Source organism: Halorussus salinisoli (genome assembly GCA_005239435.1).
In the GTDB taxonomy this organism is placed as follows: domain Archaea; phylum Halobacteriota; class Halobacteria; order Halobacteriales; family Haladaptataceae; genus Halorussus; species Halorussus salinisoli.
Window position 1 is genome coordinate 730,108 of the sequence record SZNP01000004.1, and the last position, 17,846, is coordinate 747,953.

The 17,846-nt window shown below is 59.2% G+C and carries 20 protein-coding genes; 6 read left to right on the top strand and 14 right to left on the bottom strand.

The window, feature by feature from the left end; translation table 11 throughout:
* The first annotated feature begins 125 nt into the window (after positions 1-125).
* The 3 genes from E2484_RS14630 to E2484_RS14645 all read left to right on the top strand — a co-directional run bounded on the left by E2484_RS14630 (position 126) and on the right by E2484_RS14645 (position 3,827).
* Entirely contained in the window at positions 126-2,228 is a 2,103-nt protein-coding gene (locus E2484_RS14630; RefSeq protein ID WP_137285376.1) for an ABC transporter ATP-binding protein, read from the top strand.
* Between the two features lie 923 nt (positions 2,229-3,151).
* Complete coding sequence (locus tag E2484_RS26130) at positions 3,152-3,388, top strand: DUF7386 family protein (protein WP_394347913.1); 237 nt, start codon at positions 3,152-3,154, stop codon at positions 3,386-3,388.
* Between the two features lie 202 nt (positions 3,389-3,590).
* Complete coding sequence (locus E2484_RS14645; protein ID WP_137285377.1) at positions 3,591-3,827, top strand: VOC family protein; 237 nt, start codon at positions 3,591-3,593, stop codon at positions 3,825-3,827.
* 29 nt (positions 3,828-3,856) lie between these two features.
* Here the strand turns inward: E2484_RS14645 and E2484_RS14650 are convergent, their stop codons facing one another.
* The 4 genes from E2484_RS14650 to E2484_RS14665 all read right to left on the bottom strand — a co-directional run bounded on the left by E2484_RS14650 (position 3,857) and on the right by E2484_RS14665 (position 7,028).
* The gene (locus E2484_RS14650; RefSeq protein WP_137285378.1) at positions 3,857-5,077 is read right to left on the bottom strand and encodes an NAD(P)/FAD-dependent oxidoreductase; all 1,221 of its coding nucleotides are present in this window, start codon (positions 5,075-5,077) and stop codon (positions 3,857-3,859) included.
* 144 nt (positions 5,078-5,221) lie between these two features.
* Entirely contained in the window at positions 5,222-5,704 is a 483-nt protein-coding gene (locus E2484_RS14655) for a hypothetical protein (RefSeq protein WP_321112476.1), read from the bottom strand.
* Positions 5,705-5,784: 80 nt separating this feature from the next.
* Positions 5,785-6,213: a helix-turn-helix domain-containing protein gene (locus tag E2484_RS14660; RefSeq protein ID WP_137285379.1), complete on the bottom strand. Its 429-nt coding sequence runs from the start codon at positions 6,211-6,213 to the stop codon at positions 5,785-5,787.
* 374 nt (positions 6,214-6,587) lie between these two features.
* Entirely contained in the window at positions 6,588-7,028 is a 441-nt protein-coding gene (locus E2484_RS14665; protein ID WP_137285380.1) for a TRAM domain-containing protein, read from the bottom strand.
* A 352-nt stretch (positions 7,029-7,380) separates the two neighbouring features.
* Between E2484_RS14665 and E2484_RS14670 the strand changes: the two genes are divergently transcribed.
* The 3 genes from E2484_RS14670 (at position 7,381) to E2484_RS14680 (ending at position 9,622) form a co-directional block, all read left to right on the top strand.
* Positions 7,381-8,238, top strand: a complete 858-nt coding sequence (locus E2484_RS14670) for a universal stress protein (protein WP_137285381.1) — start codon at positions 7,381-7,383, stop codon at positions 8,236-8,238.
* Between the two features lie 254 nt (positions 8,239-8,492).
* Complete coding sequence (locus E2484_RS14675) at positions 8,493-9,008, top strand: APC family permease (RefSeq protein WP_321112643.1); 516 nt, start codon at positions 8,493-8,495, stop codon at positions 9,006-9,008.
* A gap of 53 nt (positions 9,009-9,061) precedes the next feature.
* Positions 9,062-9,622, top strand: a complete 561-nt coding sequence (locus E2484_RS14680; protein ID WP_321112644.1) for an APC family permease — start codon at positions 9,062-9,064, stop codon at positions 9,620-9,622.
* 115 nt (positions 9,623-9,737) lie between these two features.
* Here the strand turns inward: E2484_RS14680 and E2484_RS14685 are convergent, their stop codons facing one another.
* Genes E2484_RS14685 through E2484_RS14730 form a run of 10 tightly spaced genes read right to left on the bottom strand, consistent with a single transcriptional unit; the run spans position 9,738 to position 17,662 of the window.
* Positions 9,738-10,121 (bottom strand): hypothetical protein, encoded by a 384-nt coding sequence (locus tag E2484_RS14685; protein WP_137285384.1) that lies wholly within the window; start codon positions 10,119-10,121, stop codon positions 9,738-9,740.
* Between the two features lie 56 nt (positions 10,122-10,177).
* Entirely contained in the window at positions 10,178-11,902 is a 1,725-nt protein-coding gene (locus E2484_RS14690) for a proton-conducting transporter transmembrane domain-containing protein (RefSeq protein WP_137285385.1), read from the bottom strand.
* Entirely contained in the window at positions 11,899-13,434 is a 1,536-nt protein-coding gene (locus E2484_RS14695) for a complex I subunit 5 family protein (protein WP_137285386.1), read from the bottom strand. Before E2484_RS14695 ends, E2484_RS14690 begins: the two co-directional genes overlap by 4 nt.
* Complete coding sequence (locus tag E2484_RS14700) at positions 13,431-14,894, bottom strand: proton-conducting transporter transmembrane domain-containing protein (RefSeq protein ID WP_137285387.1); 1,464 nt, start codon at positions 14,892-14,894, stop codon at positions 13,431-13,433. The genes E2484_RS14695 and E2484_RS14700 overlap by 4 nt, the downstream gene beginning before the upstream one ends.
* Positions 14,887-15,294: a cation:proton antiporter subunit C gene (locus E2484_RS14705; RefSeq protein WP_137285388.1), complete on the bottom strand. Its 408-nt coding sequence runs from the start codon at positions 15,292-15,294 to the stop codon at positions 14,887-14,889. The genes E2484_RS14700 and E2484_RS14705 overlap by 8 nt, the downstream gene beginning before the upstream one ends.
* A complete protein-coding gene (locus tag E2484_RS14710; RefSeq protein ID WP_321112484.1) occupies positions 15,291-15,734 on the bottom strand; it encodes an MnhB domain-containing protein in 444 nt (147 codons plus the stop codon). The genes E2484_RS14705 and E2484_RS14710 overlap by 4 nt, the downstream gene beginning before the upstream one ends.
* 2 nt (positions 15,735-15,736) lie before the next feature.
* On the bottom strand, positions 15,737-16,273 hold the full coding sequence (locus E2484_RS14715) for a DUF4040 domain-containing protein (RefSeq protein WP_137285390.1): 537 nt from the start codon (positions 16,271-16,273) through the stop codon (positions 15,737-15,739).
* Positions 16,270-16,587, bottom strand: a complete 318-nt coding sequence (mnhG, locus tag E2484_RS14720; RefSeq protein WP_137285391.1) for a monovalent cation/H(+) antiporter subunit G — start codon at positions 16,585-16,587, stop codon at positions 16,270-16,272. The genes E2484_RS14715 and mnhG overlap by 4 nt, the downstream gene beginning before the upstream one ends.
* Positions 16,584-16,877 (bottom strand): monovalent cation/H+ antiporter complex subunit F, encoded by a 294-nt coding sequence (locus E2484_RS14725; RefSeq protein WP_394347907.1) that lies wholly within the window; start codon positions 16,875-16,877, stop codon positions 16,584-16,586. The genes mnhG and E2484_RS14725 overlap by 4 nt, the downstream gene beginning before the upstream one ends.
* Complete coding sequence (locus E2484_RS14730; protein WP_170977315.1) at positions 16,874-17,662, bottom strand: Na+/H+ antiporter subunit E; 789 nt, start codon at positions 17,660-17,662, stop codon at positions 16,874-16,876. Before E2484_RS14730 ends, E2484_RS14725 begins: the two co-directional genes overlap by 4 nt.
* Between the last annotated feature and the right edge of the window lie 184 nt (positions 17,663-17,846).

Consider the following 17,846-nt stretch of genomic DNA (forward strand, 5'->3'; position numbering starts at 1 on the left):
CGACCGACCCCAACCGTCGGAACCTTTAATTCTACGTAACAAGTTTTTCGTATTGACCAACGTGATTTCATCCTATATAGCCGAACTAATGGTTTGGAAAAGTATCCAGGGGGTGACCATCCGGAATGTCGTCCAAGAATTCTAGCACCCTGTTGGAAATTTCCGGGCTGACGACGGAGTTCCCGACGGAAGACGGGGTGATAACCGCAGTTGATGGCGTCGATCTCTCCATCGAGACCGGCGAGATACTAGGACTTGTCGGTGAAAGCGGTGCAGGAAAAAGCGTCACTGCTCACTCGATCCTCCAACTCATCGAGTCTCCGGGCCGAATTACGGAGGGAACGATCGAGTTCAAGGGCGTCGACCTGCGGACAAAGTCGAAAGCAGAACTCCGGAAGATCCGGGGCGGTGAAATCTCGATGATTTTCCAGGATCCGTTGACGTCGCTGAATCCGGTATACACCGTCGGGAGTCAGATACAAGAAGCGATAGAGCTCCACCAGAACGTGTCGGAGCGGGAAGCGCGGACTATCGCGATCGACATGCTAGCAGAAGTCGGGATATCCGACCCCGAAACCAGGGTAGATAGCTATCCCCACGAACTTAGCGGGGGAATGCTTCAGCGGGCCATGATCGCGATGGCGCTTTCCTGCGAACCGGATCTTTTGATCGCCGACGAGCCGACGACGGCGCTGGACGTAACAATAGAAGCACAGATCCTCGACATCCTGGACCGGATTTCTGAGTCGTTCGACACGAGCGTCCTCCTGATCACCCACGACCTCGGCGTTGTCGCCGAAGTGTGTGATACCGTTGGAGTCATGTATGCAGGCCAGCTCGTAGAGAAGGGTCCTGTGTCCGAAATTTTCAAAAATCCGCGTCACCCATACACACAGGGATTACTAGCTAGCATCCCCTCGATTACTGGTGACCGGTCGTCGAAAATGACGACAATTTACGGGTCGGTCCCTAATCCACGCTCGTTCCCGCGAGGATGTCGGTTTCACCCCCGCTGTCCCTACGCTATCGAGGAATGCAAGAGCGGGAAAATTCCTATGGAAGACATCGATAGCGGGCACCAAAGCCGGTGCATCCGCTGGCGGGAGATAAACACTGAGTGGCCGGAAGAGACGACCGCCGAGCTAACTCGAGGCATCTCAGGTGACGAATCGGTAATTAAAGTCGACGACCTTCAAAAGTGGTTCCCGGTAGAGGACTCGATCATCGACCGGATTGAGTTCGACGGCTCTCGCAATGGGTTTCCGATTGGACTCAAGCGGGAATACGTCAAGGCCGTTGACGGAATCTCGTTCGAGATTCAAGCGGGGGAGACGCTTGGTCTGGTAGGCGAGAGCGGTTGTGGGAAGTCCACTACAGCGAAGACCCTCATTGGACTCCTGAAGGCCAATGATGGTGATATCTTCGTCCGTACCCACGACGGCGAGCGACAGAACATTACTGAACTATCTAAATCCGAGCTCAGATCGATCCGCAGGGAAGTCCAGTTCATCTTTCAGGACCCGAACAGTAGCCTGAATCCCCGGAAGACCGTCGGAAAACTCATTGGCCGGCCGATGGAATTGCACGGGATAGCCTCGGGAACCGAGAAGGTAGAACGGATAGAAGAGTTGCTCGAAACTGTTGGACTTGAACCGGAAGACAGGACCAAGTATCCACACGAGTTCAGTGGTGGACAGCAACAACGGATCGGTATTGCCCGCGCGCTGGCCGTCGAACCCGAGGTCATGATCGCCGATGAGCCGACGAGCGCGCTAGACGTGAGCATCCAGGCACAGATAATCAACCTGATTATGGATATCCAACAGGAAATGGATTTTACCATCCTATTTATCGCCCATGATTTGAGTGTGGTGAGGCATATCTGCAACCGGATCGCCGTCATGTATCTTGGCCACATCATGGAGATCGGTTCCGTCGAAGACGTGTTCTCCCCGCCATACCATCCGTACACAGCCGCGTTGCTCTCATCTATTCCCATCCCGGATCCCGACGTGGAACGCGAGCGGATTCGTCTGGAGGGTTCCGTCCCCTCACCGATAGATCCCCCCAGTGGCTGCCCGTTTCATACTCGCTGCCCTCGATACATCGAAGGGGAGTGTGACACCGAATTCCCGCCAACCCAGCAGCTCACAGACGGCTCACATGTTACTTGTGTCCTTTCCGAGGAAGAGCTTCCGGCATCTACCGTTCTCGACGACCGGGGCTAGATAACTGGTTGTCTTTCGCCATTCCAAGACTTCAAGAGCACTTCGGGCCCATCAATTCTTAACACTTCTAAATACTGCTATTTCCTCCTGATATAGATACATTTCTCTAGGAGAGTAACTGAATGCACAGGTTACAGAGCTCCTCGCCGAGGCATCAACCCGCACCAGGCCAACGATTGGGAGACCGTCCACCCCACGAGCCCGAAATCAGAGTCACTACCCCATTTCTTCAGCAGTCGCCCCTCATGACCCGTCGAACACCGTCGACACCGCGATATTAGTTACCGGTTTAACTCTCCAGAGAAGCCCGTAATGAACGGGCGATCTGGCCCAGAAGTGGTGCTCAGGTTTATAGGGCGTTTGTAATCTCGGCAGCTTGCGTCAGACCATCGAACTTCGACACCATATTGCCATCGTCATCAAGGTCAATCGTTGAGGGAGAGACCGGACACCGTATTTGTTTGCCTCCCCTACTTTCTCGGTCGCATTGATTTTCTCGAACTTAACGTCCGACCGGGCAGCAACTATCTCTTGGAGGATTTCTTTCTGCTGAGGACACTGTCCACATGACGGTATGGAAACTGGATTAGCCGAGTCATTGTTGGCATCTCTCAGTCGATGAACAAGCTCGCTACTCCAATCGTTCTCTTTGTCGCACCTATACCGTTAATTGCCTGTTTAGACGCGACCCCCGGGGTCGCGCGTAGATGTATGCAGCTCCCGCGATGTATGCACGATATCGGATGCACCGCACCCCGCGATGTGCATAGAATGACCCCGTTCTCTCAGTTCGTCACGATGGATCGGCTCGGTCTGCAGGGAGGGTACTTAAAGAGCGACCCCTCCAGTACCCGCAGTACAACGCTCTAGGACTCCCAGTGCATACATCGGTTCATATGGCCACCAAACGAACCACGCTCTGACTGAGCGACGAGCGGAAGCGGCCCATCGAACAAGCCGAGCAGATTGTCGCTGCCGATCCCCACGATGACCCACCGACCAGTGACGTCATCGACGCCGCGGTGATCCATCTCATCGAAAGTCAGGAGAACATCGATGCTGTCCGAAGTGAGTATCCGCCGAACGTCATTCAGGACATCGCCAACACCTCTGTCATCGGACTTCGCTACCGAACCAGTGTCGAGAGCACGTGGCGATAGATTATGCCGGTTCTGCTGAATCATTCAGAGCGAGTAGCAGTCACGCTGGCCAGTGGGTCCGTCCCCGAAAACGGGCGCCGCCGTTCGAACGTCGTGCTTGAACACCCACGGTAGGCGGTGGACCACTCGCTGTGTCCCGCAGCGCCTCAAGCGCCGAGCCCACGCCCGAGCGTTCTTTGTACTGGCGCGCGCTCTGTGTCGCATGCACCTTACGCTCGATCACGTGCCGTTTGCGTGGCACGACCTCGACGAGATCACCGCCGAGTTCGACCGCCTCGGTCTGACCCCGGACTACGGCGGTGTCCACGACAAGGGTGTCACTCATATGGCCGTCCTGGGGTTCGACGACCAGTCGTACGTCGAACAGGCCGAGGGCACCAGCCGGGACCGGATCTATCGCCCGGTGTCAGGAACGTTTGACCGAATTGAGGGGGAGTAGCGTCCTCTGGCGTTTTCCTTTAGTTATCCTCAGCAGTTGGTGGCGTCGGTGTACCCATCGAACCGTGAAATGGAGACGTCGTCATAGAACTCGGTCGGATCACCCGCAACGAGTTGTCGAGCGACAATTGAGCCCACAGCGGGCGCCAATTGAATACCGCTCATGGTGACCGCCACGGACAGCCCCTCGAGAGGGGTCCAGCCCACGATCGGATTGCCGTCCGGTGTACTCGTCCCGACACCTACCCATTCGTCCACGAGTTCTGCATCGTGGAGTTGTGGCACCAACCGCTCGGCCCACTCAAGTGCCGTCCGGCGAACCGCATCGGGAGCGGTGTCACCGACCGTCTCGGGGTCGTACCTGGTGGCCCCGTCATTCTCGCCCGGCGTGTACGTGACGAGGACCACGTCGTCCCGCTTCCGGTGGAGGCCGACGGACGACTCGTGGGATTTGATGGCGGGCAGCGTGTACGGGAACGGGCGGTCGAGTTCCAGGGCAAACACTGGCGACAGCACGTGTTCGACGGGGAGGTCCAGTCCAACGGTCTCGGCCAACTGGGCGTTCCACGGGCCGGCGGCACAAACTACTTCGTCGGCGTCAACGGTGTCGGTCTCATCCGTTGTGACGCCCGTCACGCGGTCGCCGTTGGTTCGGATATCCGTGACCGTGGTGTTCGTCTCGAACGTCACGCCATTTTCTTTAGCACGCTCAATGAACTCGAAGGCCAAGTCCCGCGGCCCGAGCGTTCGGCTGTCACCCTGGATGTAGCCATACCGGGGGCGATACAGCGCCCCGTCGACGATGTCTGTGTTGAGGGGCGGGATGAGAAGCGATTTCCGCACTTCGTCGCCCGGAATGTACTCCATAAGACCATCTCCGAATATCCCAGGACTGGACCTGACCGACTCACAGGCCACCGCTTGCTCGGACTCGTCAGCAGCGAGTCGTTCAAGCGTCGTTGCACCACTTGGGGAGGTCGCCACTCTGAGTCGGCCCGCCTGCCGGTATCGGGGAGAGGCCGCTGGCTCAGCGAAGAACTCATTGTAGAGGCGGAACCCGTAGTGTTTCAATCGAGAATGTGGGTCAGGACCGCCGATCCCGATCATCGCAGTCGACTTGGACGTCGTCTCTGAGGCCAGGTCAGTGCGCTCGTAAACAGTGATCGGATCGTCAGTCCGTTCGCTCAGGTGATAGGCGACGCTCGCGCCAACGATTCCACCGCCGACAATGACGTATCTTGGTGTAGGCATCCTCGTATTGAGTTGTGGAGCGATAGTTCGCTCCTCGGCCGGAAAAACACTCGCCCATTCTGTTGGCACATCAACAATAGTGCCGTTGTCGAATGGAGAGGCATTCTTCGGTCACACGGTCCGGGAGCCAGCAACTATTACTGTTCAGTATCTACAGGTGGCTATGTGTGGTCGGACCTCGCTGTTTGTCTCGCAGTCGGTCCTCGAAGAACAGTTCGACGCGACAGCGGTCAGCACGTATTCACGGTCGCCCTCTGTCCGGTTGCGATGAGCAATTAGACATGCGTTCGCTATCCCTTTGAAAATCCCCTTGCAGTTCTTGTGACTCGTCCCCTCGTATCCGTACTCTAAGGCGGTTTTGGCGCTATCGATGCGACCGTCTGACTCGTCGATGATGAAGGGCGGTGCATCGTCCCAGCTCTCGAGCACGTCTCTGGTCTCTTCAGTGAACGCGTTGTCGCGTGCCAGCGGCTGTTCAACGTACGTCAACTGAGCGAAGAGGTCGGAGAGGCGAGGGTCCAAGGCATGTGACTCCCATTGGCGCTTGAACTCGCGAGCGGACTCTCTGACTCGGAATGTGGGCATCTCCAATGATGACTCCTCACGTAACGGCAGCCAAGTATCCATTGCAGACATCCGACCTAGACGTGCTTTTAAACATAAATAGTTGGAGAAGAACAGGTTGCTACTCAAAACCGCGGCAGTCGTTAGGCAGACTCGGTCTCGAACGCGCGACGGAGTCGCCGGATGTGGCCATACGAGTATGTCACACCGTACTGTTCCTCGATATGATCACGTATGAGCTCCGTTGTCCATGCCGCAGCGTCAAACCCAAATGCGGCTGGTGACTGGACTAACTCGGCTTGAAGTTGCTCCCTTTCGTCGGGCGTCAAGGCTGACGGTCGTCCCGGCCGATCGTCATCCTTGATGGCCTCGTCGATCGACAGCTCCTCGAAGCGGTCGAGCCAGTAATACACGGTCGACCGTGGAATATCGTACCGCTCACTTAATGTGTCCACAGTGACGCCGTCTTTATACGCGAGCGCGATCATCAGCCGTTTTGCGGCTTTCCCGGTCGAGACGCGTTCGACCGCCGCGTGCAGATCGTCAACCGCTACATTGGAGAGTTTGGCCATATACGTATGGGCATTGTCCTGGTACAAAAATACAATTATTTCTGTCTGACTTTTTCTCTTAGCCCCCTCTGGCAAGATACTTTTAGGCTCTCTGATTACAGGCGAGAGTTGTCCGTCGACTTCCGTGGTTTGCCTTGACCGCGTCGAGGGCCTTGTGAGGCCGTTGCTCTTCCACCCATGATGCATCACTCTCGATGCTCACGATTTCGTAGAAAAGGCGATTCCAGTAGAGTGGATAGCTTCTGTTGGGATTCAGCCCCTCTCAGGTGACCCATTCACCGTCTGCTAGGAACACGTGTGTCACCTCTGGTCTGGAGTGTGGCTATTCGTCGCAATCTTCTCGCTCAAAGTCCTTGCAATCGAATCGTGTTACCCTACTCGAAATACTCCTCTCGTTTTACAATCTCACTGAAAGCGACGTTTTGTTTGACATTGGTGATCTCGATAGTGACTCGATCGCCTTTGTCTGCATCGGGCACAATAATCACATAGCCCCGCTCAACACGGGTAATGCCATCCCCTTCATCCCCGATATCATCAATGTCGACCTCGCGGACATCACCTTCCTCGACCGGTGGCCCAGACGCGTCTCCCTCCTGTCTTGGTTCAATTTTGGCTTTGTGCTTCGATTGGGCCTCCGGAGAGCGGCCGTTGGGTTCGCCGGCTGTAGTAGCGAGGAGTGCCGTGCGGTAGACCTCACCGGGTGTAAGATTCCCGTTCGTTATTTCGTGCTTCGGGATCTCAATGACGTAGGAATCTTGCTGCTCGTCAACTTCAGCACTGAAGATACAGAGCAAATTGTCGGGAATATCCATTCGTGAATCGCTATGTGGAAGGAGCCAACCAGGATACCTTGAGTCTACCGGATACTAGTCTCTCGTAGATTCCGACAACTACGTAGAGATCGGCATGCAATAGAGTGCAGTGAGAGGCCAACCCAACTGGCCACATCAAACCGACCAAATTACCGGAACTCCTCACACCATTTCCCGGTCTGAACTGATGACAGGCTGATTCTCAATGCCGACCCTTATAAAACATATGTTCATTGCCACTTAGGCAACCTCGACTCACCGGATTCTTCGAAGAACCTTGAACCTCTATATGTCGAGTAATCAGCCACCAACCCTTGATGAGGTCGGCGACCAAACGGAATACTGTCTAACGATGTTCGACGACATCCTCGTCCCCACGGACGGCAGTCCCTGTGCAGAGGTGGCCGCCGAGTACGCCGAGGACCTGGCGACACGGTATGATGCGACCGTTCACGCACTCTGCGTCGTCGATCCGCGCGCGCTCGAAAACGCCCCACAGTACGACCAACTCAAAGAGGAGCGATCTGAAATTGCAGAACGAACCTGCGCGAAGTTGTCTATGACTGGAGTCAAGACCAAAGAAGCCGTTCACACCGACGTCCCCCATACAGCAATTCTACAGTATGCAAAGGATCAAGGAATCGATCTCATCGTGATGGGAACTCACGGGCGAACCGGCGTCGAACGGTATTTGCTCGGGAGTGTCACCGAGAAGGTCGTTCGGCTCTCGGACGTGCCAGTGCTGACGGTCAAAGCTGAAGGCTGCGGTGAGGTTACCTACCCCTACACCGACATATTAGTGCCAACTGACGGAAGTGAGGGAGCTGAGGCCGCTGTCGGCCCTGCCGTCGATATCGCCCACACCTACGATGCCCGCGTACACGCACTCTCCGTCATCGATACGATGGCGATGGGAGTTGACGTCTGGTCAGGGGCAATCCTCGACGCACTCGAAGAATCGGCACAGTCGGCGGTAGAGTCCATCGAGGAGCAAGCTACCGAAGCGTCGGTGTCTGCGGTCGAAACTGCGATAGAACACCGGAATCCCTATCGAGGGATTCTTTCCTACGTCGAGGAGCACGATATCGATCTGGTCGTGATGGGCACTCACGGACGCAGTGGCATCGAGCGATATCTCCTCGGGAGCGTCACTGAGAAAACAGTGCGTACGTCACCGGTGCCTGTGATGACGGTTCGGCAACCAACGTAGTTCTGGGAGCTATGTGGTCTACCTCTCGAGATAGCATTTATGAACGTCGAGTTTCCATAGAAAACACCCTCTAATCGAAGTCCAGGGCTCGAGTCATCCGCTCCTAGTGGTGAATTGCTGCAATTCGAGGCCTCATTCTTTTCCAAGAAGGCCTGTTATCCCTGATGATGGCTGAGATCAAACGAGCAGTGGGTCTGCTCGAAGCGTCGGTCTATGGCGTTGGTCTCATTCTCGGGGCGTGAATCTACGCCATCCTGGGCGAGGCGGTCGCAGAAACCGGTGAATCGATCATCGTCTCCTTTGTGCTTGCTTCCGGCGTCGCTACCTTCACGGGCTTGAGTTACGCCGAACTCGCGTCACGCTATCCGAAGGGTGAAGGCGAGTATCTCTACGCGTGGGCCGCGTTCAGGAACAAACGGCTCTCGGAAGTCACGGCACTCCTCCGCGTACTCACCGGAATCATCTCCGCGGCAGCGGTCGTACTCGCGTTCGGTGGCTACCTCGCTGCCTTTGTTCCCCTCTCGATTGTGCCCATGGCAGTCGGCCTCCTCGTCGTGATGTCGATCATCAACTTCTGGGGCATCGAGACCTCCGCGAAGGTGAACTTGCTGTTCACCGCAATCGAGATCGTTGGCCTCCTATTCATCATCGCCCTCGGAATCGGGTCGTGGGATACGGTCGAATTTGGCCAGTTCAGTCAAGGGACGACTGGCGTTCTCAGTGCGACCTTTCTGTTGTTTTTCGCCTACGTGGGGTCGAATCACTGGTGAACATCGCCGAGGAGATGAAGAATCCATCAAAGACGATTCCGTGAGCCATCGGCATCTCGATCGTCCTCTCGACGGTCGTCTACATGCTGGTCAGACTCTCTGAACTCGGGCTCGTAGACTGGCAGGTGTTAGGCGAATCGCCAGCCCCGCTGGCCGAAGTTGCGCTCGCGGGATGGGGTGAAGGAGCGTTCGTCGTCCTCTCTGCGATCGCGCTGTTTGCGACGGCGAACACCGTGTTAATCGTACTCATTTCGACGTCACGCGTCGTCTACGGCGTCTCGAAGGAGGAATACAATTCGTTCCCCTCGGTATTCGCTCGGGTACATTCGAATCGGAAGACGCCGTACGTGGCGGTCTTACTGGTCGCAGCCGTCACGATTCCGTTCGCATTGGTCGGCGATCTCGGATTCGTCGCCGGACTAGCGAACCTGGCTCTGTTGGCCGTGTTCATCATCGTGAACCTATCCCTCCTGAAACTCCGGTACGCAGGTGAACCGCGAGACAGCGGATATCGGGCCCCGCTAAACATTGGATATTTCTCGATTACGGCACTCGTCGGCTTGGTATCAAGCCTAGGGTTGATTACCTTCTATCTGTTCCAGGTGCTCCTATAAAGCCCGACGAGTTCTCCTCTTCTCCCGTGGACTCCAGTAGCTTCGGGCGCTTTCAACAGGCCGAAATATACTAGACGCCGACGAGAACAATTGGATCGAGGCACGTTTCGAGTTCTCAGGCCAGTTCGATCCTATCCTTGCACGCATCGATGAAGTCGGGAAGGGTGGCGGCTACGTCCGGTTCGAGCATGATCGTGACACCGCGCTTATCGTCTAGGAAGAGGTGAATCGCCTTTCCCCGCTCGTAGTTCACGATGAGGTAATCGGACTCGCCGAGATGGAAATACACCCCTTCCGCGTGTCGCTTGTTGTAGACTGCCAATGAGCGGTGAATTACGTAATCGAGCTGTATACCCTTAAGGTCCCCTTCTAGGTCCTTCCGAACGTGGTGGAACCGGTAATCGTAGCTCTTGCTGTTGTAGTTCACAACCCATCGCAGGTCTTCGCCGTACTGTTCTCGGAGGAAGGAGACTAAGTCGTCGAAATCGAACTTGGCCATACGGTGTTTAGTTTCTCGGTCGTCAAAAATAGTGTGACGTGATACCGATTCCAATGTCATATGACGAACACCGCCAACAGGAGGACGAGAACGAGGACAACTGCGAGGACTCCGACGCCGATAGACTGACTGGTAGACGTCGAGAGCGCACTCCCGTCCCGCCCGGTGGGAGCGACGAGAATCGACCGGAGGCTTTCTCGTATCCGCTCGCCGACGCGGTTGATGCCGTCTTCCACAGCTCCCGCGCCCGCGACGCTTACCGCCACAAGACGTCGGCCGACCGGGTGATAGACGATATCGAGATCGGCGACGGGCGTGACATGGCTCAGGCGGGTTCGAATAACGAAAAATGCGACGACGCCCGCCGCGGTCACACCCCCAGCCTTCAGAAACTGCTTGCCCGCAAAGGGTTTCGCGCTGACGACCCCCTCCGCCGGTAGTAGTCCGAACAGGAGCGTCGGGACCATCCCGAAGAGGACACACAGTGCAGCGACGCTCCCGAGGACCCCGAGTTCGATCGATCGCAGATCGGTGTATTCCGTCTCTGACTCACCCCGAAGGAAAGCGTAATAGCCGAATTTCGAGAAGGAGACGACGGTCCCGACGCCGCCGAAGAGGAGGGCGTACCAGAGGACATCAAAGCCTGCTTTCTCGACTCCGTCGAGGACCATCCCTTTGCTAACAAATCCGTTGAATCCCGGAACGCCCGCGATAGACAGCGCCGCGACGAGGAACACGCCCGCGGTGAGAGGCATCGCTCGCCCGAGGCCGCCAATTTTCTTCAGGCTCTCCTCACCCGTACGGTGGATCACGACGCCAGCGACCATGAACAGGAGGCTCTTGTACAAGATGTTGTTGACGAGGTGTGCGAGCGCTCCCGCGTCAGCGAGCGCCGCTCCGATTCCGAATCCCGCGACCATATACCCTACCTGTGAAACGATGTGATAACTGAGCAACCGACGCATGTCCGTCTGGAGAATGGCGAGCGTGACGCCGAACAGTACCATCGCGCCGCCGACGTACGCTAGGACGACGTGTCCATCGGGAAATGCGCGGACGATTGAGTAGGCACCGACCTTCGTGGTGATTGCAGCGAGGACGACGCTCGTTGCGACGTGCGTCCGCGGGTACGTATCGACGAGCCAGACATGCAGGCCGACGAAGCCAGCGTTGATTCCGATACCGAGGGCCGCGAACGTCGCCGGGAGTCCCGCGGTGATCCCGTCACCGTACAGGAATGTACCGACCTCGGCGTAGTGGAGCAGGACGCCGGCCATCAACGCGAGACCGCCGATCTCGTGATAGATGGCGTATCGGGTACCGACACTCCAGTCGCTCGACCGGTGCCAGACGAGGACAGTCGCCCATACTGCCATCAGTTCCCAGAAGACGACGAGCGTCAGCCAGTCGCCCGCGACGGCGGCGCCCATCCCCGAACCGACGTACGCCAGCGCGTACGCCGTCTGACGTCGGTCCCCACCGGTTGCAAATAGGTATCCGGTCCCCGCGGCAGCGATGAACCCGAACGCGACCGCGAGGAGACGCGAATAGACGTCAACGCTGAACAGCACCACCTCGAAACCGAACAGCGACGTTCGGACGTACGTTCCCGCCGGGACAGCGAGCAGCCAGCCACACGTTCCGATTGCCACAGCGGCGGCGACGGCGTGCCCGACGCGCCGCGGGAGTATCACCACGGCGACGGCGAGCCCGAACAGGGCGATCGCCGGCGGCACGGTCGTGAGAGCGTCTAGAGCGAGACCGGTGAGGGGCACGCTCATCCGACCGTCACCTCCACGACCTGTACTGCGAGGTCATAGAACGGGAGTTCGGTCGGAACGATCCCGTACACAACGGCGACGGCGACCGCGACTGCGACCGGAACGAGCAGTCGCCAGTCCGTTTCGACTCGCCACGCCCGAGACTCCCGGTCGTGACCGCCATCGGTATGAAGAGACCCGCTCGCTCCTGCGTCCGCGGGTTGCGAGTCGGTGAAGAAGGCCTCGGCAAGGATCGGCCAGAAGAACAGGAGTTTGAAGAGTCCCGCGACGAGGAGTGCGGCTCCGAACACCGGGTAGTCGCTCATGAACAGCCCGACCAGTAGATGCCACTTGCTGACGAACCCCGCGACCAGCGGGAGCCCAATCAGGCCAGCGCTCGCAATGCCGAACGCCGTCATCGTCACCGGCAAGCGACGCCCGATTCCCTGTAGCTCGTCGATACGTTCGACGTGCGTCTCAACGTAGATGACCCCCGCACAGAAGAACAGGACGATCTTCATGAACGCGTGCGCAGAGAGGTGTAACAGCGCGCCACGGACGGCTGCCGGCGTCAGTACAGCGAGGCCGATCACGATGTACGAGAGCTGACTCACCGTGGAGTAAGCCAGACCGCGCTTCAGCCGGTCCTGTCGCAACGCGAGGACGGCGGCGATTAACATGGTGACGGCCGCGATAGCCGCCAGCGGGAGACCCACGCCGAGCGTCTTGACGCTATCCGAGCCGAACACGTAGAGGACGACGCGGGCGATGCCGAACACGCCGCTTTTGACTACTGCGACGGCGTGGAGTAGTCCCGACACCGGCGTAGGGGCGACCATCGCGTCGGGCAGCCAGCCGTGGAGCGGCATCAGCGCCGCCTTGACTCCGAAGCCCGCGATCAGCAGTGCGAACGCGGCGCGAGCGAGTAACGGCTCCGTGGTCAGGGCCCCTCCGAGCCCGCCGGGGGTGAAGCCAGTGGTACCGGCGAGCGCGTGAACGAGGAGGGTACCGGCGAGGACGGCGACTCCGCCGCCGAGCGTATAGAGGACGTACTTGTGACCCGCCTTTCGGGCCGTCTCGGTCCGCTTGTGGACGACGAGCGGATACGTGGCAATCGTGAGTAGTTCATAGAACACGAACAGCGTGAGCAGGTTCCCCGCGAACGCGACACCGACAGCGGTGCTCAGACTCGCCGCGAAGGCGGCGAAGTACCGCGTCTGGTACTTTTCGTCTAGGCTACGCACATATCCGACGCTGTAGAGGCTCGCCACGATCCAGAGTCCGCTCGCCAGCAGTGCGAAAAGCGCTCCGAGCGCGTCAACCCGGAGCGTGAGCGTTGCTCCCGGGAGGAACGTCGCGTCAGGTGTCGTATAGGTGACGCCCCGGAGACTGCCCCGAACGAGCGCGAGCACGACGGCGAACTTCACGAGCGCGGAGGCGATCGTCCACGACTCGCGGACGTTCGGCCGCGCCCGACTTACCAGGATCAGCGGGACCGCGACTGCCGACGCGCCCACGGCGACAATCGGCAGCAGTGACGATACTTCTGTCATGATTCTACGAGTGCGGTGACGGTCGGTTCGACGAGCGAAGCGATTCCGATGGCGGCGAACCCGAGCCCGACGGTCGCTACCGCTGCACCGACGGCTACGGCACGCATGCCGAAAGAGGCGTGCCTTTCGGAGACATTCCTCTCCGTCCCGATATTCCGGTCATCACGCACGTAGAGCTGTTGGACCAGCGTTCCGAAGTACGTGAGCGAGAGGAGCGTACTCACGAGGACCAGTACCAGCATCGACCACGATCCGGCCTCGATAGCACCCACGGCGATGTACCACTTCGCCACGAACCCTACCGTCGGCGGAATGCCGACCATACCGAGGCCGATCACCGCGAGCGAGCCGCTGGCCCACGGGGCTCGCTGTCCCAACCCCGCGTACTCCTCTACGGAAGCGGCCCCGGTCCGAGACGCGACGACGCCGGCGGCCGCGAACAGGCCGCCCTTCATCACCGCGTGGCCGAGCAACTGGACGACGGCACCGACGACTGCCGGAACGGTTCCAAGTCCGATCCCCACGGTGGCGAGTCCGAACTGTGCGACCGACGAGTACGCGAAGATACGCTTCACCGACGACTGCCTGGACGCGAGGACGCCCCCGGCGATGACGCTTACTCCCGCGAGAAGCAGAATCACCTCGTCAACAATCGGATGGACAGCGAAAAATCGAACTGTGAACACTCCGAAGACCAGCCTGATCAGCGCGTATCCGGCGACCGTCGAGACGAGCGCCGAGAGAAGCACGCTCACCGCCGCCGGCGCGTGCTCGTATGCGTCGGGCTGCCAGACGTGCAACGGATACAGCGCCATCTTGACCGCCAGTCCGACGCCGATAAACGCGAACGCGGCGAGTGTCAGCGTTGATTCCCGGGGAAGATGTGTGGCGAGGTCGACCATGTTCAGCGTCCCGGTTGCGACGTATAGGTACCCGACCCCGAGCAGGTACAGGGTCGCGCCGACTGTTCCGAGCAAGAGGTATTTGAGCGCGGCGAGCGCGGCCCGTCCGCCGGAGGCGCGGGCGACCAATGCGTAAGCGGCGAGGCCGCTGATTTCGAGGAAGACGTACAGGTTGAACACGTCGCCGGTGACACAGACTCCCGTCAGTCCGGCGACCAGCAGGAGATAGAGGCTGTAGAAAGGATTCGACCGCGGACCGCCGATCCGCGTGTACGCTGTGAGCGCGACCGAAACGACTGCCACGAGAAGTACGAACGGAGCCGAAAGCCCGTCCGCAACCAGTTCGATACCTACCGGTGGTGTGAATCCACCGACCCCGTAGGAGAGCGTTCCGCCCTTGACGACGAGCACGCCGAGATAGCCCGCGAGCGCCGTCTGGATTACGAGGGCGGCCGTCGCAATCGGCCAGCCGCTATCCTCGAAGATTCGGCCAACGATCGGCGGCAGGACGGCCGCGCTAATCGGGACCGCGACGAGTGCGGCAAGGACTTCACTCATCGGCCGACCCTCCCTGTGATTCGCCGTCTGGTCCGTTCCGTGATTCGTCGATTCGTCCCTCCCTGAGAACGTCTTCCCGGAGCGTACCGTACTCGCGGTGGATGCGGACGACGAGCGCGAGCGCGACCGCCGTGACGCTCACGCCGACGACGATAGCGGTGAGCACGAGGACCTGCGGGAGCGGATTGGCGTACGGTCCTCCGCCGGGTTCGACGATAGGCGGTGACCCGCCGGTGCGGTACCCGGTGGTGATGAAAAACAACAAAACGCCAGTCTGGAAAACGTTGAGCCCGATCACTTTCTTGACGAGGTTGTCGTCGTCGATGAGAACGAACAAACCGACTCCGACGAGGACCACGAACCCCACGTAGTTGAGCCGGGCGAGGAACAGATCGATCACTCGTACTCCCCCTCCGCGTCGAACCCGCCAGATATCTCGAAAAACAGGATGACGATGGTCGCAGCCACGGTCACTCCGATGCCCACTTCGACCAGTTCGATGGCGTAGAGTGCCCCCTTACTTCCTGGATAGGCGGTGAACTCGAGGAACGTCCCGCCGTAGACAGCCGTCACGATGCCGACGACTGCGAAAACGGCAACGCCGAGGACTGTGAAGGCTGTGAGGACGGTCTGGTTGAGCCACTGACCGGTCTGATCGATGCCGAACGCGAACGCTATCGTAACAACTACCGATGCGACGACCGTGCCGCCCTGGAACCCGCCACCGGCACTTTTCGCTCCGTGGAACATCGTGAACAGGCCGAACGTAAAGACGAACGGCGCGATCAGTCGAACCGTCTTTGTGACGACGACGCTCTCGGTCTGGCGGTCTTCGCGCACGCTCAGAGCACCTCCTTCCGGAAGACGACGAGCACCGACAGCCCCGCTGCGAACACGACCGTGACCTCACCGAACGTATCGAACGCACGGTAGCCAGCGAGGATCGCCGTCACGACGTTCTCGATACCGAACTGCGGGACGGACTGCTGGAGATAATACGGGGAAATCCGCTGGAACGGTGGAGCGTCTGGTGATCCAACGGCGGGGAGCGAGGGAATTGTCGATCCGATTAGAGCGAGAATCGCCACGACGCCGATTACCGATTTGGGATCGACCTCCCGAGTCACTATTGTGTCGCCGACCGACCGTCCGGTCTTGGCGATGGTAACGAGAAATAGCGACGTCGTGACGCCCGCACCGACGGCCGCCTCCGTCAGGGCGACGTCCGGTGCCCGGAGCGTTACCCAGACGATTGCCATTCCGAGGCTGTACGCCGCAAACACTATCGTCGCCGCGAGGACGTCCCGTAGCGACGCCACCACCAAGGCGACGACAATCAGGAAGACAGTCAACACCTGCGCCAAGAGGAGCCCGTTCATTCGTCCTCCTCCGCCTCGAGTTCCCAGTGGGGGATTCCCTGAAAGTGGGCCGACCTCGTGATCGCGTGAGCGGCCACCGGGTTCGTGAGTAACACGAATGCGATGAGGAGCCCGAGTTTGAGGCGTGCGATGCCGGAGTCTAGCACGACGGCGACGGCCGTTAGGGCGAGCCCAGTCCCCATCGTGTCGCTCTTCGACGTCGCGTGTGCTCGGGCGTACACGTCCGGCAGGCGAACGATGCCGACCGCCGCTACGAGTGAGAAGAACACGCTCCCAGCGGCTAGCGCGACGACCGCCAGTTCGATTGGTGTCACAGCATCCCCCCGCGTTCGACCGAGAACCTGGCGACGCCGAGACTCAACATGAAGTTCAGCATCGCGTACACCAGCGCGATGTCGAGAAACCCGGGCTCGTCGAGCGCCCCCGCCACCAGTGCGATGACGACGACAGTCGTCGTGCCGATGGCGTTGATTGCGACGACCCTGTCCTGTGTCGTCGGTCCTACCGCGGCCCGATACACCAAGAGGAGTGTGAGCGCCACGAGAACGACCGCAGTCGCGAGTAACGCCGTCGAGACGAGTGATCCCTCCCCAACTCCGATCACGGGTCGTCACCTCCGTCGGTATCCGTCACGCCACCGCCGCGGAATACCCAGGTGACGAGTCTCTGGAGGCGTCCTCCGATCTGGTCGCCCCGGGCACCGGCGGTCAGCGAGTGAACGGTGAACTCCCGTTCGTGGACATCGACCACCAACGTTCCCGGCGTGAGCGTGATACTACTGGCCAGTACCATCCGCTCGAGTCCCTCCCGGGTGTCCGTCTCGACAGTCCTCATCGACGGGTCGATCGGTAATCGCGGGTGGAGGATGACGTAGGCAATGGCGACGTTCGCTTTCGCTATCTCCCAGTGGAGCACCGGGAGAAAGGCGACGAAGCGACCGAGTCGCCGCCCCGTTCGAGCCAGCGTCGGTTCCTCGCTGAACGCGATACGAAAGAGCGCCGCCGCCGTGACGCCGGCGCTGACCGCACCCGTCAGGAAATCCAATCCGCCCACGAATCCGCCGATGGCAAGATAGAACAGGTACGTGAAACCGAATATCGCGCCGAGGCGGCGAAGTCCACCGGAATGGATCAGTCGCCGCCGTTCCCAAGTGACTTCGGCGGGAGCGAGTTCGAGACGAGATACGCCAATCCGCTCACGAAGTCGTTCTACCGACAGTCGAGTGTCGGCCTGCACGATGAGACGCGAGATGTTCTGATCACCGATGTACTCCAGTACAGCCTCCGTTTGACTGGCCGAATCGCTCCCGTGTAGTCGTACGGTGTCGACCCTCGTCCGAAGTTCCTTTCCGTCGAAGGTTTCGATCGTCCGTTCGAGGCGCGATTCCACCTCGGAACCGGCTGACCCATCGTCTAAGCGGCTAACTATCAGTACAGCGAAATCGATCACGCCGCCGAGCTCGGCTCGTGAGTCCCTCGCCTTGCGGAGCGCGTATTCGACCGTCCCGACCGACGATTTGTCTGGTTCGACGACGACGAGAAATATAGGTCGCTGTCCCGCTTCCTGTGTCATC

What these genes read in the sequence shown, in the direction of transcription:
- E2484_RS14630 (WP_137285376.1), top strand. Translation starts at nt 126, where the DNA reads ATGTCGTCCAAGAATTCTAGCACCCTGTTGGAAATTTCCGGGCTGACG.
- E2484_RS14645 (WP_137285377.1), top strand. Translation starts at nt 3,591, where the DNA reads ATGCACCTTACGCTCGATCACGTGCCGTTTGCGTGGCACGACCTCGAC.
- E2484_RS14650 (WP_137285378.1), bottom strand. Translation starts at nt 5,077, where the DNA reads ATGCCTACACCAAGATACGTCATTGTCGGCGGTGGAATCGTTGGCGCG.
- E2484_RS14655 (WP_321112476.1), bottom strand. Translation starts at nt 5,704, where the DNA reads ATGGATACTTGGCTGCCGTTACGTGAGGAGTCATCATTGGAGATGCCC.
- E2484_RS14660 (WP_137285379.1), bottom strand. Translation starts at nt 6,213, where the DNA reads ATGGCCAAACTCTCCAATGTAGCGGTTGACGATCTGCACGCGGCGGTC.
- E2484_RS14665 (WP_137285380.1), bottom strand. Translation starts at nt 7,028, where the DNA reads ATGGATATTCCCGACAATTTGCTCTGTATCTTCAGTGCTGAAGTTGAC.
- E2484_RS14670 (WP_137285381.1), top strand. Translation starts at nt 7,381, where the DNA reads ATGTTCGACGACATCCTCGTCCCCACGGACGGCAGTCCCTGTGCAGAG.
- E2484_RS14685 (WP_137285384.1), bottom strand. Translation starts at nt 10,121, where the DNA reads ATGGCCAAGTTCGATTTCGACGACTTAGTCTCCTTCCTCCGAGAACAG.
- E2484_RS14690 (WP_137285385.1), bottom strand. Translation starts at nt 11,902, where the DNA reads ATGAGCGTGCCCCTCACCGGTCTCGCTCTAGACGCTCTCACGACCGTG.
- E2484_RS14695 (WP_137285386.1), bottom strand. Translation starts at nt 13,434, where the DNA reads ATGACAGAAGTATCGTCACTGCTGCCGATTGTCGCCGTGGGCGCGTCG.
- E2484_RS14700 (WP_137285387.1), bottom strand. Translation starts at nt 14,894, where the DNA reads ATGAGTGAAGTCCTTGCCGCACTCGTCGCGGTCCCGATTAGCGCGGCC.
- E2484_RS14715 (WP_137285390.1), bottom strand. Translation starts at nt 16,273, where the DNA reads ATGAACGGGCTCCTCTTGGCGCAGGTGTTGACTGTCTTCCTGATTGTC.